The sequence below is a fragment of the Streptomyces sp. NPDC001549 genome, from assembly GCF_042894025.1.
In the GTDB taxonomy this organism is placed as follows: Bacteria; Actinomycetota; Actinomycetes; order Streptomycetales; family Streptomycetaceae; genus Streptomyces; species Streptomyces kutzneri.
The window spans coordinates 141587-167107 of sequence record NZ_JBIAVJ010000001.1; the positions used below are offsets into that span (position 1 = coordinate 141587).

Sequence of the window (25521 nt, forward strand, 5' to 3'; positions counted from 1 at the left end):
GAACCATGACCACCAACACCACCCCGCAGACCGCCGAAACGGTGAAGCAGGGCCCCGCGCCCACCACCCTCCTCTACGCGGTCATCGCCGGCAGCCTCCTCGCCATCGTCAGCGCCTTCCTCGCGTGGACCTGGACCGCCGAATTCCCCGGCGACCTGACCTACTACGGCAGCCCCGCCGACCTCCAGTACGTCACCCTCGCCGGCGCAGCCCTCACCCTCGCCTTCGCGCTCTCCGCGCTCGGCGTCAAGGGCTTCCGCTGGCTCGCCCCCAACGGCACCCGCAAGGCCCTCTTCTTCCTCACCCTCGGCAACCTCGCCGCCACCTGGTTCACGGTCATCTCCATCACCGTCGTCCTCGGCGGAGTCGTCAACCTGGAACCCGGCGCCTACGTCGCCCTCGTCGGCTCGTTCATCCCCGTCCTCGCCGTGAACAAGCTGGCCGACGACACCCGCAAGGCGGCCCCCGCCAAGCAGCTGCCGTCCTGGGCCGAGATCCTCATCATCACCGGCGTCTTCGCCATCGGCCTCTTCGTCATCACCTTCGGCATCGACACCGATGACAAGGAACCGCAGCTCTTCGTCGCCTACCTGATCACCGTCGGCCTCGCGGCCTTCGCGCTGAACAAGTCCGGCCTCTTCGCCCGCCTCGGCGGCCTCACCGCCAAGTACCGCCAGGTCACCCTGATCGGCACCGCGGCCGCCGCCATCGCCTTCCCGTTCATCCAGCAGAGCGGCGACACCTACACGCTCATCGCGGTCAACATCCTGATCTTCGCGACCGTCGCCCTCGGCCTCAACGTCGTCGTCGGCCTCGCCGGCCTCCTCGACCTCGGCTACGTCGCCTTCCTCGGCGTCGGCGCCTACGCCGCAGCCCTGGTCTCCGGAAGCACCGCATCCGCCTTCGGCATCCACCTGCCCTTCTGGGCAGCGGTCATCGTCGGCGCCCTCGCCTCGCTCATCTTCGGCGTGGTCATCGGAGCCCCGACCCTGCGCCTGCGCGGCGACTACCTCGCCATCGTCACCCTCGGCTTCGGAGAAATCTTCCGCATCGCCATGGGCAACCTCGACGGCACCTCCGGCCCGGACATCACCAACGGCCCCAACGGCATCCCCAACATCCCCCACCTCGAACTCTTCGGGTGGAACTTCGGGGAATCCCACGTGGTCGGCGGCATCACCCTCGGCGCCTACGCCAACTACTACTTCCTGATGCTGCTCGTCATGGCCCTGGTCGTCGTGGTCTTCGCCCGCGCCGGAAGCAGCCGCATCGGCCGCGCCTGGGTCGCCATCCGCGAAGACGAGACCGCCGCCGAAGCCATGGGCATCAACGGCTTCAAGGTCAAGCTCATCGCCTTCGCCCTCGGCGCCACCCTCGCCGGCCTCGCCGGCACCGTCCAGGCACACGTCAACAGCACGGTCGTCCCCGAGAACTACGTCTTCGCCGGGCCCGTCCCGCCGAACTCCGCGTTCCTCCTCGCCGCCGTCATCCTCGGCGGCATGGGCACCATCCGCGGCCCCATCCTCGGCGCCGCACTGCTCTTCCTGATCCCGGCGAAGCTGGCCTTCCTCCAGGACTACCAGCTCCTCGCCTTCGGCATCGCCCTCATCCTGCTCATGCGCTTCCGCCCCGAAGGCCTCATCGCCAACAAGCGCGCGCAGCTCGAGTTCCACGACGACACCGCTGACCAGGCCCCCACGGACCTGGCCACCGCCAAGGCGGGGGCGTGAACACCATGACGACCACCACGGACACCACCACCACCAAGACCACGGTTCTCGAAGCCAAGGGCGTCACGATGCGCTTCGGCGGCCTCACCGCCGTCAAGAACGTCGACCTCCAGGTCAACTCGGGCGAGATCGTCGGACTCATCGGCCCCAACGGCGCCGGCAAGACGACCTTCTTCAACTGCCTCACCGGGCTGTACGTCCCCACCGAGGGATCCGTCAGCTACAAGGGCACCGTCCTGCCTCCCAAGCCCCACAAGGTCACCGAAGCAGGCATCGCCCGCACCTTCCAGAACATCCGGCTCTTCCACAACATGACCGTGCTGGAGAACGTCCTCGTCGGACGCCACACCCGCACCAAGGAAGGCCTCTGGTCCGCCCTGCTGCGCGGCCCCGGCTTCAAGAAGGCCGAAGCCGCCAGCGAAGCGCGCGCCATGGAACTCCTCGAGTTCATCGGCCTGGAGAACAAGGCCCAGCACCTGGCCAAGAACCTCCCCTACGGCGAACAGCGCAAGCTGGAAATCGCCCGCGCCCTCGCCAGCGACCCCGGCCTCATCCTTCTGGACGAGCCCACCGCCGGCATGAACCCGCAGGAAACCCGCGCTGCCGAAGAACTCATCTTCGCCATCCGCGACATGGGCATCGCCGTCCTCGTCATCGAGCACGACATGCGCTTCATCTTCAACCTCTGCGACCGCGTCGCCTGCCTCGTCCAGGGCGAAAAGCTCATCGAAGGCACCGCGTCCGAGGTCCAGGGCGACGAGCGCGTCATCGCCGCCTACCTCGGCGAGCCCTTCGAGGGCGACCCGGGCGCCGCCGGGGACGCCGCGGTCGAGGCGGCGGAAGCCGCCGCCGAAGCCGCAGCACCGGCCGAAGCCGAGCCCGAGGCCGAAGCCGACGTCGCAGCACCGGCCGAGGCCGAGACGGAGGTCGAGGCTGCGGCCGAGGCCACCGAGACCGACGCCGAACCCGAAGCGGAGGCCGACGCCGACGGCGACACCGACGCCCCGGCCGACGCCGACTCGGACAGCACCACCAGCACGGAAGGAGAGGCCAAGTGACCGCACTGCTCAAGGTCGAAGACCTCAAGGTCGCCTACGGCAAGATCGAAGCCGTCAAGGGAATCTCCTTCGAAGTCAACGAAGGCGAAATCGTCTGCCTCGTCGGCACCAACGGCGCCGGCAAGACGACCACCCTGCGCACCCTCTCCGGGCTCATCAAGCCCAAGAGCGGCAGCATCACCTTCGACGGCCAGCCCCTCGCCGCCGTCCCCGCACACAAGATCGTCTCCCTGGGCCTCGCCCACTCCCCCGAGGGACGCCACATCTTCCCCCGGCTGACGATCGCCGAAAACCTCCAGCTCGGCGCCTTCCTGCGCACCGACAAGGAGGGCATCGAGAAGGACGTCCAGCGCGCCTACGACATGTTCCCCATCCTGGGCGAGCGTCGCAAGCAGGCCGCCGGCACCCTCTCGGGCGGTGAGCAGCAGATGCTCGCCATGGGCCGCGCGCTCATGTCCCGCCCCAAGCTCCTGATGCTGGACGAGCCCTCCATGGGCCTGTCGCCGCTGATGATGCAGAAGATCATGGCGACCATCAAGGAGCTCAAGGCCACCGGCATGACCATCCTGCTCGTCGAGCAGAACGCCCAGGCGGCGCTCTCGCTCTCCGACAGCGCGCACGTGATGGAGATCGGCAAGATCGTTCTCTCCGGCACCGGCCGCGACCTCCTCCACAACGAGGACGTCCGCAAGGCCTACCTCGGCGAGGACTGACACAACGTGTGAGGCCCGCCTCCCCTCGGGGGGAGGCGGGCCTCACGCATGTCCGGGGGCGGCTGCTACGCGCCGCTCTCCTTCTTCTTCGCCTCGGCGTCCTCGATGACCACCTCGGCGACCTGCTGCATGGACATCCGGCGGTCCATGGACGACTTCTGGATCCACCGGAAGGCGGCCGGCTCCGTCAGCCCGTACTGCGTCTGCAGGATGCTCTTCGCCCGGTCCACCAGCTTGCGCGTCTCCAGCCGCTGCGAGAGGTCGGCGACCTCCTGCTCCAGCGCCCGCAGCTCCGCGAAGCGGGAGACGGCCATCTCGATGGCCGGCACCACGTCGCTCTTGCTGAACGGCTTCACGAGGTACGCCATCGCACCGGCGTCCCGGGCCCGCTCGACGAGGTCGCGCTGCGAGAACGCGGTGAGCATCAGGACGGGCGCGATGGACTCCTCCGCGATCTTCTCGGCCGCGGAGATCCCGTCCAGGACCGGCATCTTCACGTCGAGGATCACCAGGTCGGGACGGTGCTCACGGGCGAGCTCGACGGCCGTCTGGCCGTCGCCGGCCTCGCCGACGACGGAGTAGCCCTCTTCTTCGAGCATCTCTTTGAGATCGAGACGGATGAGCGCCTCGTCCTCGGCGATGACGACCCGGGTCGTCAGCGGCGGAACGTGCGACTGGTCGGCGTCGGGCGTGGGCGTCGACTCGTGCTCGGCGGTCACGAAGGCTCCTCGTTGCGGGGCATAACAAGCTGCCCTGAGCCTACCTAGCTACGGTATGGTGGACACGCAGCGGGTCGGGGGAAACCTTCGATTCACTGGGCCCCGGTAGCCCAATTGGCAGCAGGCGATGGATTCAAAACCCATTCAGTGTCGGTTCGAGTCCGACCCGGGGCACTTTTCCTTCTTTTCCAAGGTCACGCTACAATTGCGTGACCTTCACTCGTTTCAGCGAAGCGCACCGAAATGCGCCACCTGAGCGAATTTACGCGCAGCAATATCGGCCACATGTACGGCATCGCCACCCGCAAGCACGCGCTTCGCCTGCTCGCCGACGGGCGCAGCATGAACTCCGTCAGCAAGGAAACCGGGATATCCCGGTCCGCGATCCGCGCCTGGACGGTGCGGGTCGAACCGCTGCCCCGCCTGAACCAGGCAGCTCCCTGCACGGCACCGACCGACCAGGCCGCCTACGCCTATCTCCTCGGCCTCTACCTCGGCGACGGCTGTATCAGCCCCCACCCCCGGGGCGGCGAGTATCTCCGCGTCGCCTGCGCGGACGCATGGCCGGGCCTCATCGAGCTGTGCCGTGCAGCGATCCTGGCGATCCGCCCGTCCGACAAGGTCTATGTCCTGCAGCGCCAAGGCTGTGTCAACGTCACCAGCTACGGGCGGCACTGGACATGCCTGTTCCCTCAGCACGGGCCCGGCAAGAAACACGAGCGGCGGATCGTCCTCGAAGGGTGGCAGCAGGAGATCGTCGACGCTCACCCGTGGGAGTTCCTGCGGGGGCTGATCCATTCCGACGGGTGTCGGATCACCAACTGGACCGTCCGCAACGGGAAGCGCTACGAGTACCCGCGGTACTTCTTCACCAACAAGTCCGACGACATCCGGAAGCTCTGCACCGACACGCTGACCAAGGTCGGGGTCCGGTGGACGGTGCTGGCGCGGGGCAGCGATCCGTTCAACGTGTCCGTCGCGCGGAAGGACTGCGTCGCCCTCATGGACGCCCACATCGGGCCGAAGTACTAGGTTCAGAGGTGGGTGGTGGTTCCGGTGGCCGGGTCGTAGGTGATCAGGGGCGGCAGCTCGTGGTGGCCGGTAACGGTCTCGGCGGTGAGGACGGCGGGGCGGCCGCACGCCGTGCCCAGTTCGGTCAGGAAGCGCAGCACGTCGGCGACGTGGGCCCCGTCCTCGATGCCGTCGGGCCAGAGGGAGAATTCGATCCCGTCGACGGGCAGATGGGCCGAGAACCAGGTGCGGCCGCATCGGACGCCGAGGGTTGCCGTGTAGCCGTCCTCCAGGGCGTCGAGCCGGTCCCCGGCGTCGTTCCCGTCGGTGTCCTCCCCCTCGGCGCCGCTGTGGCCGCTGTACCAGGTGAGTTCGTCGGCGGCGGTGCCGAGGTGGTGCAGGACCTGGTTCCAGTGCGTGTCGTCGGTGTCCGTGACGGTGATGTCGCGGAGGCTTCCGTCGACGTAGAACACATGGCACATCCACGGGTCGGGCAGTCGGCAGGTGTCCGGGCGGCCTTCGCACGTGTGGCCGGGTGCGGCGTCGCGTCGGTGAGCTGGCGCGGTCATCTTGTCGGTCTTCCCCGGTGTCTGTCGGTGGTGGGGGCCCAGTATGGGTTACGGGAGGTATCCGGGTCTTCCGAGATTCGAGGTCCCGTGCGCGCCGTGGAGTGCGCGGCGAGGAATCGTCGCTTGGGAAAGAAGAGCCATGCCCCGCAGGACGGCGGCTGCTCTGCGTTTGGATGCCGTCTGGCGTTCGCATCTTGGGGACGGTCGGCGTCGGCCGTCTCTGCTCTCACCGCACGCGCGTCGCATGGTGGCGCGCTTCGAGGCTGAGCGTGCGCTGCCGGTCGGAGAGCTTGAGGGGGCCGTCCGTCGCCGGCGGGGCTTCGTGCGTTGTCCGGGTCGGCCGCTGTATCTGCCTGGGCCTCATCTGCCGGGCTTTGATCTGTGGGACGACCGGTTGCTGATCGAGCGGGCGATCGGCGCTCTGGGCCGGCGAGCGGCCAGGGAGGTCACGTCGATCGTCAGGGATGCCGACAGCGTTTTCCTGGCTCGCACCTTGCCCGATCCCAGGGCCCCGAAGGCATGGCCGTGGTGGCGGCGCAGGTGTCGGGAGTTGGGCGAGATCATGCTCGTTCCCTCCCAGGAGGGTGATCGGCGGGGCAGCCTCTAGGACGGGAGGTCGCCGTTGCCGCCGAGGTTGGCGACCATGCGGCGGAGGGTGTCGATGGTGGCCGCGTAGGCGGTGTCGTCGATGCCTTCCCTCATGCGGGTGTGGACCTTCGCGTTGCGGGCGTGGGCGCGGAGGCGGCCTGCTTCGCCGGCTTCGGTGAGGGTGAGGCGGTCGTCGGTCTCGGTGAGCCAGCCGCGGGTGGTGAGGTCGGCGTAGACGGTGTCGAAGTCGGTGTTCTGGTCGTCGAAGGGGGTCAGCTTCTCGGTGAGGGCCTTGCGGGTCCATGTGCCGGGGGCGCCGGCTATGTGGTTGAGGGTCCACCAGTGGGGCTGGGTGAGGTGTTCTTCGGCGAGGGCGGTGCGGAGGCCGCCGATGACGAGGTTTGCGGTTTCGCGGGCCCAGTAGCCGATGGGCTGGGCGGCGAGCTGCTGCTGGGAGTACCGGTTCGTCGTCATGTCGGGAACGTATGACCTCAGGTCGGGTTGAGGTCAAGGGATTGGCCGACGAGGGAATCCGTGATGGGTGAGAGGGCCCGGGGGTTGTTCGACGGGGCTGATGCGAACGGGGATGTGGTGCTGGCGTTCGAGGGGTTCGCGGTGGTGGTGGATCGGCGGTTCGGCTGGTCGTGCGGGTGGCGGGGGCCGCGTCGGGCGCGTCGCCCGACGCGGTGCGTTGTGTGCGTCTCGTGCGTCAGCGGACCGCGTCGCCGATGTGGTGGATGCGGACGAGGTTGGTGGAGCCGGTGACGCCGGGGGGTGAGCCGGCGGTGATGACGACGGTGTCGCCGGGTACGCAGCGGCCGATGCGCAGGAGTTCTTCTTCGACCTGGGCGACCATGGCGTCGGTGGAGTCGACGTGGGGGCCGAGGAAGGTTTCGACGCCCCAGGTGAGGTTGAGCTGGGAGCGGGTGGCGGGGTCGGGGGTGAAGGCGAGGAGGGGGATGGGTGAGCGGTAGCGGGAGAGTCGGCGGACGGTGTCGCCGCTCTGGGTGAAGGCGACGAGGAATTTGGCGTCGAGGAAGTCGCCCATTTCGGCGGCTGCGCGGGCGACGGCTCCGCCTTGGGTGCGGGGTTTGTTGCGGTCGGTGAGTGGGGGGAGGCCCTTGGCGAGGATGTCTTCTTCGGCGGCTTCGACGATGCGGGACATGGTGCGGACGGTTTCGATGGGGTATTTGCCGACGCTGGTTTCGCCGGAGAGCATGACGGCGTCGGTGCCGTCGATGATGGCGTTGGCGACGTCGCTGGCTTCGGCGCGGGTGGGGCGGGAGTTGTCGATCATCGAGTCGAGCATTTGGGTGGCGACGATGACGGGTTTGGCGTTGCGCTTGGCGAGTTTGATGGCGCGCTTTTGGACGATGGGGACTTGTTCGAGGGGCATTTCGACGCCGAGGTCGCCGCGGGCGACCATGATGCCGTCGAAGGCGGCGACGATGTCGTCGATGTTTTCGACGGCTTGGGGCTTTTCGATCTTGGCGATGACGGGGAGGCGTCGGCCTTCTTCGTCCATGATGCGGTGGACGTCTTCGATGTCGTGGCCGCTGCGGACGAAGGAGAGGGCGATGACGTCGGCGCCGGTGCGCAGGGCCCAGCGGAGGTCTTCGATGTCTTTTTCGGAGAGGGCGGGGACGGAGACGGCTACGCCGGGGAGGTTGAGGCCTTTGTGGTCGGAGACCATGCCGCCTTCGATGACGCGGGTGTGGACGCGGGGGCCGTCGACGGCGGTGACTTCGAGGGTGACGCGGCCGTCGTCGACGAGGATGAGTTCGCCGGTGGTGACGTCGGCGGCGAGGCCTTTGTAGGTGGTGCCGCAGGTGTGGCGGTCGCCTTCGTGGTCTTCGACGGTGATGGTGAATTCGTCGCCGCGTTCAAGGAGTACGGGTCCTTCGCGGAAGCGGCCGAGGCGGATCTTCGGGCCTTGAAGGTCGGCGAGGATGCCGACGCTGTGGCCGGTCTCGTCGGAGGCCTTGCGTACGCGCTGGTAGCGCTCCTCGTGTTCGGCTGTGGTGCCGTGGCTGAGGTTGAGGCGGGCGATGTCCATTCCGGCTTCGACCAGTGCTTTGATCTGGTCGTATGAGTCGGTTGCGGGGCCCAGGGTACATACGATTTTCGCTCGGCGCATGAGGCGAGCGTATTCCCCTACCTGCGGGTAGGTAATCGCTTCCGGGTGTCCAATCAACAACCGTTGGGCAAAAGGTTGTTGACAAGTGTTGAATGTGCATGGGGGTGCTCTGATGAGCACCCCCGGGGCGTCTTTTGTGGGTTCTTCAGAGTTGTGGCGGGGTCATGGTGAAGCGGGCGTTCACCTGTGCGTAGACGGTCTGGCGCTGGGGTTCGAGGTCGAGGGGCGGGGGGCCGGCGTCCTCGGCGGTGCTGAAGGCCATGGTGCGCATGCCGGCGCCGGGGGCGGCGGCGAAGGGGGCGGCGTTCTCGGCGCCGAGGTCGGCGAGTTCGACGAGGGCGGCGAGGTTCGCGCCGAGGGCTTCGGCGTATTCGCGGGCGCGCTGGACGGCTTCGAGTACGGCTTGGCGGCGGGCTTGGCCGTGGGCGGGCGAGGTGGGGCGCAGGGCCCACCAGGGGCCGTCGACCTGGGTGAGTTCGAGGTCGGCGAGGCGGGTGGTGAGTTCGCCGAGGGTGGTGAAGTCGCTGAGTTCGGCGGTGATGTGGACGCGGCCGTGGTAGGCGCGGATGCGTTCGGCGCGGCCGTGGCGGGTGAGTTCGGGGGTGATGGAGAAGGCCCCGGTTTCGAGTTTTTCGACGGGGTCGCCGTAGCTCTTGATGAGGTCGAGGGCGGTGTTGTTGCGGCGGGTGAGGTCTTCGAGTGCGGTGCGGCGGTCGGTGCCGCGGGCGCTGACGGTGATTCCGATGCGGGCGATCTCGGGGTCGACTTCGATGCGGGCTTCGCCGCGGACTGCTACGCGGGGTACTTCGGGGGTTCCGTAGGGCTGGTGCGATGCGTCCTGGGTCATGGTTTCACTGTCGCACTGTCGCTCGTTCGGGTGTGGTCACCGGATCGAAACCTGGCGGGGGTGTTGCGGCTTGTTACTGCTGGGTCAGAATCTACGCGCGTTGTTCAGGCCTCAAAAGGGAGATGGTATGGCGTTCGACCGTAGGACTTTCCTGGGTAGTACGGCGGCGACGGGTGCGGCTGTGGCGTTGGCGGGGGCCACGAGTACCCCGGCCGCTGCGGCTGCGGCTGCGCAGGAGGTGGCGGGGTCCGGGTCCCGGGCGCGGACGTACTCGTTCACGGTGATGGGTACGACCGACTTGCACGGGAATGTCTTCAACTGGGACTACTTCACGGACAAGGAGTTCGACGACAAGGCGCACAACGACGTCGGTCTGGCGAAGATTTCCACGTTGGTGGAGCAGGTGCGGGCGGAGAAGGGGCGGCGTAACACGCTGCTGATCGACGCGGGTGACACGATCCAGGGCACGCAGCTGTCGTACTACTACGCGAAGGTGGATCCGATCACCGCGCGGCGGGGTCCGGTGCACCCGATGGCGCAGGCGATGAACGCGATCGGTTATGACGCGGCGGCGCTGGGGAACCACGAGTTCAATTACGGGATACCGGTGCTGCGGAAGTTCGAGGAGCAGTGTGATTTCCCGCTGCTGGGGGCGAACGCGCTGGATGCGAAGACCCTGCGGCCGGCGTTCGCGCCGTACAGCATGCACTGTCTGCGGACTCCGCACGGGCGTGATGTGAAGGTGGCGGTGCTGGGGCTGACGAACCCGGGTATCGCGTTGTGGGACAAGGCGAACGTGCAGGGGAAGATGACGTTCCCGGGGCTGGAGGAGCAGGCGGCGAAGTACGTGCCGAAGCTGCGGTCGATGGGTGCCGATGTGGTGATCGTGTCGGCGCATTCGGGTTCGAGCGGTACGTCGTCGTACGGGGACCAGTTGCCGCACGTGGAGAACGCGGCGGCGCTGATGGCGGAGCAGGTGCCGGGGATCGACGCGATCCTGGTGGGGCACGCGCACACGGAGATTCCCGAGTACCGGGTGAAGAACAAGGCGACCGGCAAGGACGTGGTGCTGTCGGAGCCGCTGAAGTGGGGGCAGCGGCTGACGCTGTTCGACTTCGAGCTGACGTGGGCGAAGGGCCGCTGGTCGGTGGCGAAGGTCGCGGCGAAGGTGCTGAACTCGAACACGGTGGCGGAGGACCCGAAGATCACGGGGTTGCTGTCGGACGAGCACCGCAAGGTCGTGGCGTATGTGAACCAGGTGATCGGTACGTCGACGCAGGCGATGTCGTCGGCGGAGGGGCCGGTCAAGGATGTCGCGATCATCGATCTGATCAACCATGTGCAGGCGGAGACGGTGAAGGGGGCGCTGGCCGGTTCGGAGTGGGCGGCGCTGCCGGTGCTGTCGCAGGCGTCGTGCTTCTCGCGGACGGCGGCGATCCCGGCGGGTCAGGTGACGATCAGGGATGCGGCGGGTCTGTATCCGTTCGAGAACACGATGGAGGCGCGGCTGCTGACGGGCGCGCAGGTGAAGGACTATCTGGAGTACTCGGCGCGGTACTACGTGCAGACGGCGCCGGGTGCTCCGGTGGATCCGGCGAAGCTGACGAACGCCGAGAGCGTTCCGGACTACAACTACGACGCGGTGTACGGGCTGGTGTACGACATCGATATCGCGCAGCCGGTGGGTTCGCGGATCACGGGGTTGTCGTTCCAGGGGAAGCCGGTGGATCCGGCGGGGCAGTTCGTGCTGGCGGTGAACAACTACCGGGCTTCGGGTGGCGGTAACTTCCCGCACGTTCCGCAGGCGAAGCAGGTGTGGGCGAACTCGGACGAGATCCGTAACACGATCATCCAGTGGGTGAAGGCGAAGGGGACGGTCGATCCGGCGCAGTTCGCTTCGGTGGACTGGCGTCTGACGCGGGCGGGCGTGCCGGTGTTCTAGGCACTGGTAGCCCTTGGGGGCCGGGGTCCGCGGCGGCGGGTCCCGGCCCCCGTGTGCGTTCAGGGGGTGGTGCGGGCGAGGTGGGCGGGGACGGCGGCGTCGAGGGCGGCGACGAGTCGTTCGCCGCGGGCGACCTGGTGGGGGTGGACGTGCATGTCGCAGCCGCAGCCGGTGAGGACGGTGCGGCCGGGGCCGTCGTGGGTGAGGAGGGCGACCTGGTCGAAGCGGATGTCGTGTTCGTCGCCGTTGGCGTCGCGGGTGACCAGGCCCCAGGGGGTGAGGACGTAGCTGCCGTGCTCGTGGCGGGGGGTCGTGGCGCGGCGGAAGCGGTGCATGCGGAAGTGGGTGCCGGGGGTCGGGGGGTGTTCGCCGCCCAGGCGCCAGCAGTCGGAGTTGGGCAGGGGGGTGCGCTGGAGGGTTCTGAGCTGGGGGAAGACCTGGTGGGGTACGACGAGCACGGCGTCGGTGAGGGCGCGTTCGAGGTGGGTGCGGACGTCCTGGGGGGTGATGGCGGCGTAGCGCTCCAGGAGGGTGCGGTCGTCGAGGTAGGGGATGCCGAAGTGCTCGGCGGTGACGGCCCGTTCGAGTGAGTGCCAGTGGCCGTGGGTGAAGTCGAGGGCGGCGCGGGTGTGTGTGGTGAACGTGTCGAGTTCGTCCTGTGCGGGTCCTTCGCGGGTGAGGCGGAGGGTTTCGTGCCAGAGGATCTCGGCCGCTGTCTCGGCGCTGCCGTCGCGGAGGTCGAGGAGGAGGACGCGGTCGAAGGTGAGGCGGTCGCGGAGGAAGCGGTGGGCGGTGACGTTGTCGCTGACGCCTCTGAGGTCGCGGGCGGTGTGTTCGACGCGGCGGCGCAGGATGAGGTGGGCGGCGTCGGCGGTGGGGTCGCCGGTGCCGGAGGTGAGGAGGAGGGAGGCGGTGGCGACGGGGCGGTGCTGCCAGGAGGCGGGGGTGCGTGCGGGGGGTGCGGTGCGCCGGGGTCGGGGTCCGTCGGGCAGGGGGAGGGTGAGTCCGGGGGGTGGGGGGCCGTCGAGGGCGAGGACGGCGTTGCCGCGGGTGAAGTGGGTGGCGGCGTGGGCGGCGACGGTGTCGGGGGTGATGTGGTCGTACATGGCGGGGTGGTGGTGCATGAGCAGGCCGGTGGCGTGGGGGCCGTAGCGGGCGCTGAGGGGTTCTGCCGCCTGGTGCTCCGGTATGCGGGCGCCGTGGATGCCGAGGAGGCGGGCGGTGTGTTCGGTGCGGTGCAGCGGGAGGCCGGAGAGGACCGCGCAGACGGTGTGCAGGAAGTCGGTGATGTCCTGGGGGGTGCCCTTGGCGTGGAAGGACGTCGTCTCGGTGTCGACCGCGCTGGTGAACTCGTGGAGGCGGCTGCCGGTCGTGGACATCACGAGGGCTTCGATGACGCGGGTGACGCCCATGGTGGGGGCGGTTTCGTCGCGGACCCCGGTCCCGAAGGAGAGCTGGGCGGTGAGGGGGCCGGGGGTGGGCGCGGACGTCCACAGGACGGTGACCCCGTCGGCACTGGTTCGCTGCATGCGGCGACCCTAATGCCGGTGGTGGGGGCGGGTTTCGGGTGCCCCGTAAGGGTGCCTCCTACAGGTGCTCGACGAGCGGGAGGAGTTCGCCGGCGGGGCGGGGGCGGGTGTGTTCGCGCTGGTCGAGGCCGAAGGTGGTGAAGGCGGTGCGGGCCGGCTGGGGGTAGGGCTCTTTGCCGGTGAGGGTGTTGAGGATGGCGGCGCTGCGCCAGGCGGCGAGGCCGAGGTCGGGGGCGCCGACGCCGTGGGTGTGGCGTTCGCCGTTCTGGACGAAGATGCTGCCGGTGACGGTGGGGTCGAGGATCATCCGGTAGCGGTCGTCGATGCGGGGGCGGCCTGAGGAGTCCTTGCGCAGGTACGGGTCGAGGCCTGCGAGGAGGTTGCCGAGCGGTCGCTCCTGGTAGCCGGTGGCGAGGATGACGGCGTCGGTGGTGAGGCGGGAGCGGGTGCCCTGCTCGATGTGTTCGAGGTGGAGTTCGACCTTGGTGGTGGCGACGCGGCCGGCGGTGCGGACGCTGACTCCGGGGGTGAGGACGGTGTCGGGCCAGCCTCCGTGGAGGGTGCGGCGGTAGAGCTCGGCGTGGATGGCGGCGATGGTGTCGGCGTCGATGCCCTTGTGGAGTTGCCATTGGGCGGGGACGAGCTGGTCGCGTACGGGTTCGGGGAGGGAGTGGAAGTAGCGGGTGTAGTCGGGGGTGAAGTGTTCGAGGCCGAGCTTGGAGTACTCCATGGGGGCGAAGGAGGGGGTGCGGGCGAGCCAGGTGAGGCGTTCGCGGCCGGCGGGGCGGGCGCGGAGGAGGTCGAGGAAGACTTCGGCGCCGGACTGGCCCGATCCGATGACGGTGACGTGTTCGGCGCCGAGGATGCGTGGGCGGTTGTCGAGGTAGTCGGCGGAGTGGATGACGGGGACGGTGGGGGCGTCGGCGAGGGGGCGCAGGGGTTCGGGGACGTACGGGGCGGTGCCGATGCCGAGGGCGAGGTTGCGGGTGTAGGTGCGGCCGAGGGCTTCGGCTTCGCCGGTGGCGTCGAGTTGGGTGAAGTCGACTTCGAAGAGGTCGCGTTCGGGGTTCCAGCGGACGGCGTCGACCTGGTGGCCGAAGTGGAGTCCGGGGACGCGGTCGGCGACCCAGCGGCAGTAGGCGTCGTATTCGGCGCGGTGGATGTGGAACTGCTCGGCGAAGTAGAAGGGGAAGAGCCGTTCCTCGTGCTTGAGGTAGCTGAGGAAGCTCCAGGGGCTGGCCGGGTCGGCGAGGGTGACGAGGTCGGCGAGGAAGGGGACCTGGAGGGTGGCTCCTTCGATGAGGAGTCCGGGGTGCCAGCGGAAGTCGCGGCGCTGGTCGTAGAAGGCGGTGGCGAGTTCGCCGGCTCCTTGTCGGGGCAGGCCGTGGGCGAGGGCTGCGAGGGACAGGTTGAAGGGGCCGATCCCGATTCCGACGAGGTCGTGGGGGGCGTCGAGCTGGGCGGTCATCGGTGGGTGCTGCCTTCCAGGAGGGAGATGAGCTGGTCCAGGTCCCCCGCTGTGGTGTGCGGGTTGAGCAGGGTGGCTTTGAGCCACAGGCGGCCGTCGGCGTGGGTGCGGCCGAGGACGGCGCGGCCTTGGTGCAGGAGGGTGCGGCGCAGGGTGGCGAGGTGGTCGTCGTCGGCGTGGGTGGGCCGGAAGAGGACGGTGGTGAGGGTGGGGGGTGCGTGGAGTTCGAAGCCGGGGTGGGCGTCGAGGAGCCGGGCGAGGTGGTGTGCGGTGTCGATGGTGCGGTCGATGAGTGCGGCGAGGCCGTCGCGGCCGAGGGCGCGGAGGGTGGTGGCGATCTTGAGGGCGTCGGGGCGGCGGGTGGTGCGCAGGGAGCGGCCGAGGAGGTCGGGCAGGCCGGCTTCGGTGTCGTCGGTGGCGTTGAGGTAGTCGGCCTGGTGGGCGAGGGGGGCCAGGAGGGTGGTGTCGGGGACGGCGAGGAGGCCTGCGGCGACGGGCTGCCAGCCGAGTTTGTGCAGGTCGATGGTGAGGGAGTGGGCGCGGCCGAGTCCGGCGAGTTTGTCGCGGTGGCGGGGGCTGAGGGCGAGGAGGCCGCCGTAGGCGGCGTCGATGTGGAGGTCGGCGCCGTAGCGGTCGCAGAGGTCGGCGATGCGGTGGAGGGGGTCGATGAGGCCGGCGTCGGTGGTGCCTGCGGTGGCGGTGACGAGGGTGGGGCCGGGGGTGGTGGCGAGGGCTTCGGCGAGGCGGGCGGGGTCGAGGGTGCCGGCGGGGGTGGGGAGTTCGGTGGCCGGGGGCAGGCCGAGGAGCCAGGCGGCGCGGGGGACGGAGTGGTGGGCGTTGGCTCCGTGGAGGACGGTGAGGGCGGGGCCGTGGCGTTCGCGGGCGAGGAGGATGGCGAGTTGGTTGGCTTCGGTGCCGCCGGTGGTGACGAGGGCGTCGGCGTGGGGGGTGTCGTAGAACTCGGCGGCGAGGGTGCGGGTGAGGAGGGCTTCGACGGCGGAGGCGGCGGGGGCCTGGTCCCAGGAGTCGAGGGAGGGGTTCAGGGCGCTGGCGGCGAGGTCTGCGGCGGCTGCGACGGCGAGCGGGGGGCAGTGCAGGTGGGCTGCGCAGAGGGGGTCGGCGGGGTCGGCGGCGCCGGCGGCGAGGGTGTGTACGAGGGTGCGGAGGGCTTCGTGGGCGCCGGTGCCGTGGGCGGGGAGTACGCCGGCGTCGCCGAGGGCGGTGCGGACGCGGGCGGTGACGGCGTCGGGGCCGCCGGCGGGAAGGGGGCCGCCGCGGTCCTCGGCGCCGGTGCGCAGTGCGTCGAGGACGGTGTCGAGGAGGGGGCGCAGGGCGGTGGGGCCGTGGGGGCCGCCGGCGAGTGGGGGCGGTGTGCGTGTGCCGGGCGGCGCGGTCATCGGGGTCCTCCGGGGCTGGCCGGGTGCGGTGGGAGGCACCCGGCCTGTACAACGATCAGACCCGAATGGGGTAACCGCCGGGGTTTGTCCGAGCCGACCGGGGCCCTGCGGGCGGCTTGGCCGGGGGGTGGTGCGGCTTGCCGGGGGCGGTGCCGGAGTGGGGTGCCGGGGCGGGGGCCGGGTGTCGGCCCCGGCCCCGGCCCCCGTTTCGCCGAGCCCCCCGCAGGGGGTTACGCCTGTCGGACCCGGAGGGCGCGGGCGAGGTCGTCGAGTTGGTCGACCAGTTTGCGGCGCAGGAGGGGGAGGATGTCCGGGTTCGTGAGGCAGGTGTGGCCGGCCTGGAGGTGGGACTCGTCGATGGCGTACGCGGGGAACGCCCAGCGGCCGGCGGCCTCGCCGATGGCCGGGCCGCGGCGGGCGCCGAGGGCGACGGCCTCCGGGTAGTAGCGGGTGACGTACGGCGTGAGCAGTTCGGCCTGTTCGGGCTGCCAGAAGCCCTGGGCGGTGGCGCTGAAGAGGTAGTTGGACAGGCTGTCGTCGTGGAAGAGGCGGTCCCAGGCGGCGGCCTTGGCCTCGGCGGTGGGGAGGGCGGCGCGGCAGCGGGCGGCGCCTTCCTGGCCGGTGGCGCTGGTGTCGGCGGCGAGGGCGGCGTCGATCTCGGTCTCCCCGACGGCGCCGAGGACGGCGAGGCGGCCGAGGATGCGCCAGCGCAGTTCGGGGTCGAGTGCGGGGCCGCCGGGGACGGTGTCGTCGGTGAGCCAGGCGGCGATGGTGTCGGGCTGGGTGGCGCTGTCGACGAGGGTGCGTACGGCGGTCAGGCGCATGCCGGGCTCGGAGCCGTCCTCGGTACGCCGGAGCAGGTCGCGGGCGATGGTGGTGAGGGTGGCGAGCGCGGCGGCCTGCTCTTCGTGGGCGAGGTAGCGTACGGCGACCTGGGTGCGGGCGAAGGCGAGGACGCCCTGGACGATGGCCAGGTCGTCCTCCTCGGGCAGGTGCGCGGCGGCGGTGGCCAGGTAGTCGTGGGGGTCGAGTTCGCCGTCGCGGACCATGTCGCGCAGGGCGTTCCAGACGACGGCGCGGGTGAGGGCGTCGGGGATGCCGGAGAGGCCGCGCAGGACCGTTTCGACGGAGGTTTCGTCGAGCCGGACCTTGGCGTAGGTGAGGTCGACGTCGTTGAGGACGAGGAGGGCGGGGCGGGCTCCGGTCACCGAGATGATCTCGTCGGAGGGGATGTCGAGGTCGAGGAGTTCGCGCAGTTCGAGGAAGCGGTCGTCGACGGGGTCGCGGTCGTAGACGCCGACGGCGATGTGGTGGGGGCGGCTGCCGCCGCGGTCGACGGTGAGGGTCCAGCCGGCGGGGGTGTCGGGGCGTCCCTCGGACTCCTCGATGCGGGGGGTGAGGGTGTCGATGCCGGTGGTGCGCAGCCAGATGTCGGACCAGGCGCGGACGTCGCGTTCGGTGTGGGCGGCGAGGGAGTCGATGAAGTCGGCGAGGGAGGCGTTGGCGAACTTGTGGCGGGCGAAGTGGGTGTTGATGCCGGCCAGGAAGTCCTTCTCGCCGAGCCAGGCGACGAGTTGGCGCAGGGCGGAGGCGCCCTTGGCGTAGGAGATGCCGTCGAAGTTGAGGAGGGCGGAGGCGGTGTCGGGGACGTCTTCGGGGGCGGGGGCGACGGGGTGGGTGGAGGGGCGCTGGTCGGCGTCGTAGCCCCAGGGCTTGCGGGTGACGCCGAAGTCGGTCCAGGTGTCGGTGAAGCGGGTGGCTTCGGTGAGGGTCTGGTAGCCCATGTATTCGGCGAAGGATTCGTTGAGCCAGATGTCGTCGAACCAGGCGAGGGTGACGAGGTCGCCGAACCACATGTGGGCCATCTCGTGGGCGATGACCATGGCGCGGGACTGGCGTTCGGTGTCGGTGACGGCGGAGCGGAAGATGAACTCGTCGCGGAAGGTGACGAGTCCGGGGTTCTCCATGGCGCCGGCGTTGAACTCGGGTACGAAGGCCTGGTCGTAGGAGTCGAAGGGGTAGGGCTCGGTGAACTTCTCCTGGTACCGGTCGAAGCAGGCCTTGGTGATGGAGAGGATTTCCTCGGCGTCGACGTCCATGTGGGGTGCGAGGGACTGGCGGCAGTGGATGCCGAAGGGCAGTCCGGCGTGTTCGGTGCGGATGCTGTGCCAGGGGCCGGCGGCGACGGCGGCGAGGTAGGTGGAGATGAGGGGGGTGGGGGCGGACTGCCAGATGGCTGCGCCGCTGCCGTCGGGGGCGGCGGCGGTGCGGGTGGTGATGCCGTTGGCGAGGACGGTCCAGTGGGCGGGGGCGGTGACGGTGAATTCGAAGACGGCCTTGAGGTCGGGCTGGTCGAAGGCCGGGAAGACCCGCTGGACGTCGTCCAGGAACATCTGGCTGTAGACGTAGGTGTGGCCGTCGGCGGGGTCGGTGAAGCGGTGCAGGCCCTCGCCGGTGCGGGAGTAGCGCATGCGGGTGTCGAGGTGCAGCTCGTGGGGGCCTTCGGTGAGGCCGTTGAGGGGGAGGCGGTCGTCGGCGAGGGTGGCCGGGTCGAGGGGGTTGCCGTCGAGGGTGGCCGAGCGCAGCTCGACGGGCTTCAGCTCGATGAAGGTGTCTGCGGCGGTGCGGGCGGTGAACCGGACGACGGTGGTGGAGTCGAAGGTCTCGTCGTCGCCGGTGAGGTCGAGGGTGACGGCGTAGTGCTGGACGTCGAGGAGCTGGGCTCGGAGCTGCGCTTCGTTGCGCGTCAGTGCGGACATGGGGCCCATGCTGCCCCAGTGGGCGGCCGGACCCCGGTCTTCTACTCTTCGCCCGCAGCGATCGTCTCGTGGTGGCGGATGACCTCGGCGATGATGAAGTTGAGGAGCTTCTCGGCGAAGGCGGGGTCGAGTTTGGCGTTCTCGGCGAGCTGGCGCAGGCGGGCGATCTGGCTGGCTTCGCGGCCCGGGTCGGCGGGGGGCAGCTGGTGCCTGGCCTTGAGGTGGCCGACCTGCTGGGTGCACTTGAAGCGTTCGGCGAGCATGTGGACGACGGCGGCGTCGATGTTGTCGATGCTGTCGCGCAGGCGGGCGAGTTCGGCGGTGACGCTCTCGTCGATGCCTGCGGCGTCGTCGGCCGCGCCCGTGCCGGTGCCGTTGTCGAGGTCGCTGATGTTCATGGTTCCCGAGAATACGTGGCGGCGGCCGTCGGTTCCTCTGGCAGTCGGCCTGTGAGACGGCACCCGACACTTGCCAGAATGGAAAGTACTCGCCATAGTGGAAATCAGCTAGGGACGGTCATCCGTGTGCGAGCGAGGGGGAACCATGCAGGAGTCGGCGAAGGCGGTCGGGGCGTTGGGCCGGGCGGCGGGTCTGGAGCAGGCGGCGCGGCAGCGCAGTGGCTGGTACGCGCGCTACCTGTGGGCGTTCGCGGCCGGGCAGCTGGTGCTCGTACCGATCGCCGTGCTGTGGCACGGGCCACTCTCGGGGGTGGTGTTCGCGGTGACCAACGCGCTGCTGGTGACCGGGCTGAGCGTGTACGCGGCGCGGCAGCGCGTGGTGCGACGGGGGTTCGGTGTGAAGCACGGGGTGCTGGTGGGGTCCTGGGCGGTGGTGTTCGCCCTGTCGATCACGCTCGGCACCGCGGCGTTCGGCCACGGCGTGCCGTTCGCGGCGGTGGCCGCGCTGGCGTGTGCGCTGCCGCTGGCCGTCGGCGCCTGGACCGAGACGAGGGGTGCGGTATGACCGAAGAACCGGCTGTGGACACCGGGGCGGACGCGAAGCGGGGCGGGCATCCGCGGCACGACCTCGCGCCGCTGCTCAACGCGCCCGTACGGCTGTCGGTGGTGGCGGCGCTGGCTCCGCTGGACAAGGCCGAGTTCGGTTTCGTACGGGACCTGGTCGAGGTCTCGGACTCGGTGCTGTCCAAGCAGGTAGCGGCGCTGGAGGAGGCGGGCTGGGTGGAGGTCCGCAAGGGCCGGGTCGGGCGGCGTCCGCGCACCTGGCTCTCGCTGACCGCCGAGGGCCGGGCGGTCTATCAGCGGCATCTGGCCGCGCTGCGGGCCATCGCGCTGGGCTAGGTGCCTGGGCCCGTGAGCCCGGCCTGATCGGCAGGGCACCCCCTCGCCCTTCCGGCCGGTGCGTGACCGGCCGGAAGGGCGGGCGGGACGAACGGGACGGGCGGGAGGAGCTACATGCCTGCCGCGGCGCTCTTGATCGCGGCGGCGAAGGTCGAGACCTCGGTGTAGACGCCGGGGTAGTTCGGCCGGGCGCAGCCTTCGCCCCAGCTGACGATGCCGACCTGGATCCAGGCGTTGTTGTTGTCGCGGCGGAACATGGGGCCGCCGGAGTCACCCTGACAGGTGTCGACGCCGCCCTGGGGCAGGCCGGCACAGATCTCCTCGCTGGGGACGAGGTCGTTGCCGTACGCGGCCTTGCAGGTGGCGTCGGAGACGAAGGGGACGGTGGCCTTCATCAGGTAGCGCTGCTGGCCGCCGCCCTCGCGGGTGGCGCCCCAGCCGGCGACGGTGAAGGTGCCGCTGTCGTAGGCCTTGGTGTCCGCGATCTTGAGGGTGGGCAGGTTGATGGGCTTGGCGAGCTTGATGAGGGCCCAGTCCTTGCCCTTGCCGTTGTAGCCGGGGGCCTGGAGGACCTTGGTGGACTTGACCTTGATGGCGCTGGAGCTGTTGAGGTCGACGACTCCGGCGGTGGCGGTGATGGAGGTGTTGTTGCCGGAGCCGCTCACACAGTGGGCGGCCGTGAGGACGATCTGCTGGGTGTAGAGGGCGCCGCCGCAGCCCATGGAGAGGCGCACCATGAAGGGGAACTCGCCCTGGGCGGCGCGGGTGCCGCCGACGACGGGTGCCGGGCCGGCGGTGGCGGTGCCGGGCTGGAGGCTGACGGCGGCGAGGGCTACCGCGCCGACGGCGAGGGTGCGCTTCATGAACTGCACAAGGGTGGTCACAGTCAACACACTGCCTTTCGTGGGGGGTTGGGCCGTGCGTGCGCGTCATCGGGTGAATGACGGGTCCATGACACAACAGGCGTGTGGTGGACATCAAGAAGGCAATTTCGGCCAACCCCCGCCCCAACGGCAGGGATTGCGGTAAGGAGGGCTCGGTGACGGAGAACAGGGGGCCGGTCGGCCCCATCGAGCACGGATTTCCGCATCTGGCGACCGTGCGCGCCTCGATCACCGCGCTCTTCCGCCGGCTGTCGGCCGACGGGATCCGCGCCTACGACACGAGCTTCGCCCCCGCCGACGCCGCCTTCGGCGCCACCGACGACCTCCACCTGGGCGCGCAGCGGGTGGCCGCCGCGACGGTGCGCGCGCTACGGCTGCCCGACGCGCGCATGGTGGTCTCCTTCCGGGCGATGGAGCAGGCCGCCACCGTGGAGCTGACCGCGGGCCCCGAGTACTTCGTCGAGGTCAACGACCGCTTCCGCACCCACCGCCGCGACCTGGCGGCCGCCCTCGCGCACGAGGTGGCCCACGTCCTGCTGCACCGCCTGGACCTGCGCTTCCCCGGCACCGAGGAGAACGAGATCCTCACCGACACCGCCGCCGCGTACCTGGGGGCGGGCTGGCTGCTCCTGGACGCCTACCGCGAGGACGCGCTGACCCACCAGAGGTTCGGCTATCTCACGCCGGAGGAGTTCGGCTACGTCCTCGCCAAGCGCGCCGCCCTGTTCGGCGAGGACCCCGCCCCCTGGTTCGCCAGCCCCCAGGCGTACGAGGCCTACGTGCGCGGGCGCGCGCTGGCCGGGCGCGACCACCGCCGGGCCCCGCTGACGGCCGCCGGGCCGCTGGCGCGGCGGCGGTACGCGAAGGCGCGGCGCGCCGGGGCCGGTCCCGCCGACGGCTCGGCGTACCGCTTCGAACAGCAGGGGGACGGCGCCGGGTTGCGGGTGAGCTTCCCGTGTCCGGTGTGCGCGCAGCGGCTGCGGGTGCCGGTGTGCGGGCGGCTGCGGGCCCGGTGCGGGCTGTGCCGCACCGTCCTCGACTGCACCACTTGAAGTGCTCTCCCGGCTGAAGCCGGGAGATTCCCGCTTACCTTGCGGCAGCGGGCTTGACGCGCTTGGCACGCCTGACGACTGCCCTCCCGGCAGCCGGGATGAGCGCGTGGCCCATCCGGTACAGATGCAACACGTTCCGGGCCGCGTTCCAGTCGGCGTTGCCCGACCAGCCGCAGTCCGGGTTCTTGCACACGAACACGGCCTGGGACTCCCGGCTCCCGGGCGTGATGAAGCCGCACGCGGAGCATCGCCGGGAAGTGTTGGGGGCCGGGACCTTGTGCAGGGCGCCGCCACGCTGGGCGGTCTTGTACGTCAGCATGGTGACCGCACGGCCCCACGCCTCCCCGCTGATCGATCGGTTCAGCCCGGATTTCTGGGCGACGTTCCTTCCCGGCTCCTCGTTGGTTCCCCTGGCGGACTTGACCATGTTCGTGATGGTGAGCGCTTCGACCACGACTGTGCCGTATCTGCGGGCGATGGCGGTGGTCGTCCGGTGCTGCCAGTCCAGGGCCCTGCGCTTGGCTTTCGCACGGAGTCCTGCGATCTGGTCGTAGGTGTGCTGCAGTCGGCGGCTGGTGGGTTCGCCGGGCTTGCGGTGTCGCTTACGCTGCGCGGCGCGCTGCTCCAGGTGCAGGAGCTTCGCCTGCTCCCTCTCCGTCAGCCACTCGCCGTGCTCGTACGTCTCACCGTCCGAGAGAGCGATGGGCACGGTGACGCCCACGTCGATGCCGACCTCCGGCCCCTGGTGGGGCTCCGGCTTGGCCTGAAGGGTCTGGACACGGAAGGCGATGTGCCAGCCGAGCGCGTCCTTGGTCAGCCGCGCCCCGGTGATCCGGTTCTCCGCGTTGGCATGCCTGCCGACGGGCAGGTCCTTGGTCCACCGGAACCGGACACGGCCCACCTTGGGAATGTTGGCCATCCCCCAGCGGCGGTGCACGCGGGTGATGTTTAGGTCCCGGCCCTGCGGGATGTCCACGGACATCACCGTGCGGAACCGGCCCTTGAAGTTCGGGGTGTCGGCGCGGCCGTCCCAGCAGTTCTTCCACGCCTGGAAATACGTCTTCAACACCGCTTGTGCGGCCTGTGCGGGAAGGACAGCGAGAAAGTCGATGTCCTCGCGGGCCTGGCGGATCGCGGCGTCCGCGTTCGCGAGAGTCCGTTCTTCCTTCGGCATCATCCGCCACCAGGCGTGCAGCAGGTTCCACATGGTGCGGGCCGCGTGCGCCTGACCATCAGTCTTCAACACCTCGGAGCGTGACAGCGAAAGACGGGCGCGGTGCCCGAACTGCCGCTTCACCAGGGTGTCTTCACTCACGATCGAGAGCCTAGCGTTGGTTTATGTCACCGCGCTGGAACCCCCATCCCGATGTCAGAACCGGTCGCCATGTTGTCCATAACCTGCACGTTCGCTTGCTCTTTGTCACCAAGTACAGGAGGAAGGCGTTCACCGACGCCATGCCGACCCGCACCGAAGAGATCATGCGGGAGGTCTGCGCCGACTTCGAGGCCGAGCTGAAACAGTTCAACGGATAACAGGACCACGTGCACCTGCTCGTGCACTACCCGCCGAAAGTCCAGCTCTCCAAGCTGGTCAACTCCCTCAAGGGCGTCAGCTCCCGCAGGCTGCGCCAGGAGTACGACAGCCACGTCCGCCGGTACCTGTGGGGCGGACACTTCTGGTCCGGCTCCTACTTCGCCGGATCGTGCGGAGGGGCACCCCTGACCGCCGTCAGGCAGTACATCGAAAACCAGCAACGTCCCGTCTGACCGTCACCCCGCAGACGCAGAGCACTCCGGCGCTCCGCGCCTCCGGGCCAAGGGATGGCCCTCACCCCGCCCTGAAGGGCGGAGCACTGGCCAAGAACAGAGGTAGATCATTCATCACGCGGCCACGAAAAGTTTCCTACCGGCCAGTAGACATGGGTTCGATTCTCGCCAACTCTGGGCACGTACATGCCAACTCGTGACCCAGGGAGCGCCCCCCATGCGCAGCACCCGCCGCACCCGTATGCCCCGTACCGCCGCCGCCGGCGTGGCCGCAGCCGCCGCCGTCCTGACGCTGGTTCCGGCCACCGCCGCCCAGGCCGCGCCCGTCCCGGCGCCGGCGCCCGTATCCGCGCCCGTATCCGCGGCCGCATCCGCGTCCGCGTCCGCGCCTGCGGCCGCCTCGGCGCCCGGCGGCAACGCCGCGATCCTCGGCATCGACTACGCCACCTGGCAGCGGGACGTCGCCGCCGTGATCGACGCGGCCCGGCCCGCCATCGAGGCGCGCATCGCCGCCTCGCCCGCCGGCGAGAAGCCCGCCCTCGTCCTCGACATCGACAACACCTCGCTGGAGACGGACTTCCACTGGTTCTGGACCTTCCCGACCCCCGCGATCACCAAGGTCCGCGCGCTGACCCAGTACGCGCACGCGCGCGGCGTCGCGGTCTTCTTCGTCACCGCCCGCCCCGGGATCATCCACTCCCTCACCGAGCGCAACCTCAAGGCCGTGGGCTACCCGGTCTCGGGGCTCTACGTCCGTGACCTGCCCGATCTGTTCGAGGAGGTCAGCGCCTACAAGACGGGCAAGCGGGCGGAGATCGAGGCGCGCGGCTACACGATCATCGCCAATATCGGCAACAGCCCGACCGACCTCGTCGGCGGTCACGCGGAGCGCACCGTCAAGCTGCCGGACTACAACGGCAAGCTCTCCTGACCTGAGGGCTGCGCCCCGGGGGCGGCGAGCCGTGCGAGCCCGCCGCCCCCAGGGCCCGCCGGCCGGGCGGCCCGCCCGGCCCGGCGCCCCCGCGCCGTCGGCCGAGTCCGGCGGCGATGGCGTTGACGGCCGCCCGGCTGAAGGCCATGGCCGGGCCGATCGTCGCGCCCGGTCCGGGGCAGGTCTCCCCCATCAGGGTCTTGGTGTCCTCCTGCCGGGGAGAGCGCGAACTGGCCATGCTGGGACCGGCCGTACCGGCCTGCGTGCGGGCCGTGCGGCGCGAGCTGTACGGGCCCGGGCCGGGGCCCGGCCGGGCGGCGGCCGCGCGGCCTCAGGACCCGCGGCCGGCGGTCTCGGAGCAGGAAATGGACAACATGTTGGGCTGGTTGCGGTTCAGCGAGTGGATGTAGCGGGTAGTCATAGGACATCGCACCGATGAAGACTCGGTCCCGACCCCTCGCCAGGGGGCCGGGCCCGCTTCCGTGGCACGCCGTTTCAGCCGTGGGGGTGTCTCGCCGGCCGGGCCGCATCAGGGAGCCGCGAGCCCGGCCTGGCCGGCAGGACACCCCCTCGTAGGCCGGCTCGCCGACCAGCGGGAGCCGGCCCGCGACGCGCTCCCCCAGGAGGCGACCGCGGCCCGGCCCCTCACCCGCCCGCGCTGGGCGGGGCCGCGACGTTCAGCTGCCAGGAGACGCCGAAGCGGTCGTTCACCCAGCCGAACCGGTGGCTGAATCCGTACGAGCCCAGGGGCATCAGCTCCTGGCCCTCCTCGGCGAGCGCGCGGTAGAGGCGGTCGATCTCGGCGTCGTCCTCGCACTGGACGTACAGCGACACCGCGGGCGTGAAGCCGAACGCGTGCTGGGCCGGGCTGTCGATGCACATGAACTGCTGTCCGGCCAGGGAGAAGGTCGCGTGGCGCACGGTTCCCGCGGGCCCGGCCCCGGGTCCGGTCTCGTCGGGGCCGTAGCGGCTGACGGCGAGCACCTCCGCGTCGTCGAACAGCGAGACGTAGAAGCCCATGGCTTCCTCGGCCCGTCCCTCGAACATCAGAAACGTGGTGATCTTCTGCGGGGTCGGTGTGACGGCCATCGTCGGTTCGTGTCCCTTCGGCTCTTGTCCCGG

24 protein-coding genes, 1 tRNA gene and 1 pseudogene are annotated in these 25521 nt (G+C 70.0%); 13 read left to right on the plus strand and 13 right to left on the minus strand.

What is annotated here, in order from left to right:
- Positions 1–5 precede the first annotated feature (5 nt).
- From ACFY04_RS00650 to ACFY04_RS00660, 3 genes are read left to right on the plus strand one after another with little or no spacing between them, the layout of a single operon-like run.
- Positions 6–1730 carry a branched-chain amino acid ABC transporter permease gene (locus ACFY04_RS00650; protein WP_389113540.1) on the plus strand — a complete coding sequence of 575 codons (1725 nt, stop codon included), beginning with the start codon at positions 6–8 and terminating at the stop codon, positions 1728–1730.
- Positions 1731–1735: 5 nt separating this feature from the next.
- Complete coding sequence (locus tag ACFY04_RS00655) at positions 1736–2788, plus strand: ABC transporter ATP-binding protein (RefSeq protein WP_389113901.1); 1053 nt, start codon at positions 1736–1738, stop codon at positions 2786–2788.
- On the plus strand, positions 2785–3501 hold the full coding sequence (locus ACFY04_RS00660) for an ABC transporter ATP-binding protein (RefSeq protein WP_389113542.1): 717 nt from the start codon (positions 2785–2787) through the stop codon (positions 3499–3501). The genes ACFY04_RS00655 and ACFY04_RS00660 overlap by 4 nt, the downstream gene beginning before the upstream one ends.
- A 65-nt stretch (positions 3502–3566) precedes the next feature.
- Here ACFY04_RS00660 and ACFY04_RS00665 read toward each other — a convergent pair whose 3' ends face one another.
- On the minus strand, positions 3567–4220 hold the full coding sequence (locus ACFY04_RS00665; RefSeq protein ID WP_301371781.1) for an ANTAR domain-containing response regulator: 654 nt from the start codon (positions 4218–4220) through the stop codon (positions 3567–3569).
- Positions 4221–4319: 99 nt separating this feature from the next.
- Between ACFY04_RS00665 and ACFY04_RS00670 the strand changes: the two genes are divergently transcribed.
- A tRNA-Leu gene (locus tag ACFY04_RS00670) sits at positions 4320–4394 on the plus strand.
- A 111-nt stretch (positions 4395–4505) separates the two neighbouring features.
- Entirely contained in the window at positions 4506–5252 is a 747-nt protein-coding gene (locus ACFY04_RS00675) for a transcriptional regulator (RefSeq protein WP_389113544.1), read from the plus strand.
- A gap of 2 nt (positions 5253–5254) precedes the next feature.
- Here ACFY04_RS00675 and ACFY04_RS00680 read toward each other — a convergent pair whose 3' ends face one another.
- The gene (locus ACFY04_RS00680) at positions 5255–5800 is read right to left on the minus strand and encodes a hypothetical protein (protein WP_389113546.1); all 546 of its coding nucleotides are present in this window, start codon (positions 5798–5800) and stop codon (positions 5255–5257) included.
- 244 nt (positions 5801–6044) lie between these two features.
- Here ACFY04_RS00680 and ACFY04_RS00685 point away from each other — a divergent pair, with 244 nt between their 5' ends.
- Complete coding sequence (locus ACFY04_RS00685; RefSeq protein WP_389113548.1) at positions 6045–6407, plus strand: hypothetical protein; 363 nt, start codon at positions 6045–6047, stop codon at positions 6405–6407.
- Here the strand turns inward: ACFY04_RS00685 and ACFY04_RS00690 are convergent.
- The 3 genes from ACFY04_RS00690 to ACFY04_RS00700 form a co-directional block, all read right to left on the minus strand.
- Complete coding sequence (locus ACFY04_RS00690) at positions 6404–6862, minus strand: MarR family transcriptional regulator (protein WP_389113550.1); 459 nt, start codon at positions 6860–6862, stop codon at positions 6404–6406. The genes ACFY04_RS00685 and ACFY04_RS00690 overlap by 4 nt on opposite strands.
- A gap of 235 nt (positions 6863–7097) precedes the next feature.
- Positions 7098–8525 carry a pyruvate kinase gene (gene pyk / locus ACFY04_RS00695; RefSeq protein WP_389113552.1) on the minus strand — a complete coding sequence of 476 codons (1428 nt, stop codon included), beginning with the start codon at positions 8523–8525 and terminating at the stop codon, positions 7098–7100.
- 145 nt (positions 8526–8670) lie between these two features.
- Positions 8671–9372, minus strand: coding sequence for an SIMPL domain-containing protein (locus ACFY04_RS00700; RefSeq protein WP_389113554.1), 702 nt, complete (start codon positions 9370–9372; stop codon positions 8671–8673).
- A 127-nt stretch (positions 9373–9499) separates the two neighbouring features.
- Here ACFY04_RS00700 and ACFY04_RS00705 point away from each other — a divergent pair, with 127 nt between their 5' ends.
- Positions 9500–11314 carry a bifunctional metallophosphatase/5'-nucleotidase gene (locus tag ACFY04_RS00705; protein ID WP_389113556.1) on the plus strand — a complete coding sequence of 605 codons (1815 nt, stop codon included), beginning with the start codon at positions 9500–9502 and terminating at the stop codon, positions 11312–11314.
- 59 nt (positions 11315–11373) lie between these two features.
- On the opposite strand, the gene ACFY04_RS00710 is transcribed toward ACFY04_RS00705, so the two are convergent.
- The 5 genes from ACFY04_RS00710 to ACFY04_RS00730 form a co-directional block, all read right to left on the minus strand.
- A complete protein-coding gene (locus tag ACFY04_RS00710; RefSeq protein WP_389113558.1) occupies positions 11374–12843 on the minus strand; it encodes a hypothetical protein in 1470 nt (489 codons plus the stop codon).
- A 58-nt stretch (positions 12844–12901) separates the two neighbouring features.
- Complete coding sequence (locus ACFY04_RS00715) at positions 12902–14311, minus strand: lysine N(6)-hydroxylase/L-ornithine N(5)-oxygenase family protein (RefSeq protein ID WP_389113560.1); 1410 nt, start codon at positions 14309–14311, stop codon at positions 12902–12904.
- Positions 14308–15708, minus strand: a complete 1401-nt coding sequence (locus tag ACFY04_RS00720) for a pyridoxal phosphate-dependent decarboxylase family protein (protein ID WP_389113562.1) — start codon at positions 15706–15708, stop codon at positions 14308–14310. The genes ACFY04_RS00715 and ACFY04_RS00720 overlap by 4 nt, the downstream gene beginning before the upstream one ends.
- Before the next feature lie 230 nt (positions 15709–15938).
- Positions 15939–18467: an aminopeptidase N gene (gene pepN / locus ACFY04_RS00725; RefSeq protein WP_389113564.1), complete on the minus strand. Its 2529-nt coding sequence runs from the start codon at positions 18465–18467 to the stop codon at positions 15939–15941.
- A gap of 41 nt (positions 18468–18508) precedes the next feature.
- A complete protein-coding gene (locus ACFY04_RS00730) occupies positions 18509–18865 on the minus strand; it encodes a chorismate mutase (protein WP_030011627.1) in 357 nt (118 codons plus the stop codon).
- A 145-nt stretch (positions 18866–19010) separates the two neighbouring features.
- On the opposite strand from ACFY04_RS00730, the gene ACFY04_RS00735 reads away from it, so the two are divergent.
- Together ACFY04_RS00735 and ACFY04_RS00740 are read left to right on the plus strand one after the other, a co-directional pair.
- Entirely contained in the window at positions 19011–19430 is a 420-nt protein-coding gene (locus tag ACFY04_RS00735; protein ID WP_389113567.1) for a hypothetical protein, read from the plus strand.
- The gene (locus ACFY04_RS00740; protein ID WP_389113569.1) at positions 19427–19765 is read left to right on the plus strand and encodes a winged helix-turn-helix domain-containing protein; all 339 of its coding nucleotides are present in this window, start codon (positions 19427–19429) and stop codon (positions 19763–19765) included. The genes ACFY04_RS00735 and ACFY04_RS00740 overlap by 4 nt, the downstream gene beginning before the upstream one ends.
- A 110-nt stretch (positions 19766–19875) precedes the next feature.
- Here ACFY04_RS00740 and ACFY04_RS00745 read toward each other — a convergent pair whose 3' ends face one another.
- Positions 19876–20628: a serine protease gene (locus ACFY04_RS00745; RefSeq protein ID WP_389113902.1), complete on the minus strand. Its 753-nt coding sequence runs from the start codon at positions 20626–20628 to the stop codon at positions 19876–19878.
- A gap of 176 nt (positions 20629–20804) precedes the next feature.
- On the opposite strand from ACFY04_RS00745, the gene ACFY04_RS00750 reads away from it, so the two are divergent.
- Entirely contained in the window at positions 20805–21701 is an 897-nt protein-coding gene (locus ACFY04_RS00750; RefSeq protein WP_389113570.1) for a hypothetical protein, read from the plus strand.
- Positions 21702–21735: 34 nt separating this feature from the next.
- Here the strand turns inward: ACFY04_RS00750 and ACFY04_RS00755 are convergent, their stop codons facing one another.
- Positions 21736–23016: an RNA-guided endonuclease InsQ/TnpB family protein gene (locus ACFY04_RS00755; protein WP_389113571.1), complete on the minus strand. Its 1281-nt coding sequence runs from the start codon at positions 23014–23016 to the stop codon at positions 21736–21738.
- A gap of 23 nt (positions 23017–23039) precedes the next feature.
- Between ACFY04_RS00755 and tnpA the strand changes: the two are divergent.
- From tnpA to ACFY04_RS00770, 3 genes and pseudogenes are all read left to right on the plus strand, one after another.
- Positions 23040–23468 (plus strand): annotated as a pseudogene (gene tnpA / locus ACFY04_RS00760) (IS200/IS605 family transposase).
- A gap of 217 nt (positions 23469–23685) precedes the next feature.
- Positions 23686–24399, plus strand: a complete 714-nt coding sequence (locus ACFY04_RS00765; protein WP_389113572.1) for an HAD family acid phosphatase — start codon at positions 23686–23688, stop codon at positions 24397–24399.
- 116 nt (positions 24400–24515) lie between these two features.
- Complete coding sequence (locus ACFY04_RS00770; RefSeq protein ID WP_389113573.1) at positions 24516–24809, plus strand: hypothetical protein; 294 nt, start codon at positions 24516–24518, stop codon at positions 24807–24809.
- Positions 24810–25044: 235 nt separating this feature from the next.
- Here ACFY04_RS00770 and ACFY04_RS00775 read toward each other — a convergent pair whose 3' ends face one another.
- On the minus strand, positions 25045–25488 hold the full coding sequence (locus tag ACFY04_RS00775; protein WP_389113574.1) for a VOC family protein: 444 nt from the start codon (positions 25486–25488) through the stop codon (positions 25045–25047).
- Between the last annotated feature and the right edge of the window lie 33 nt (positions 25489–25521).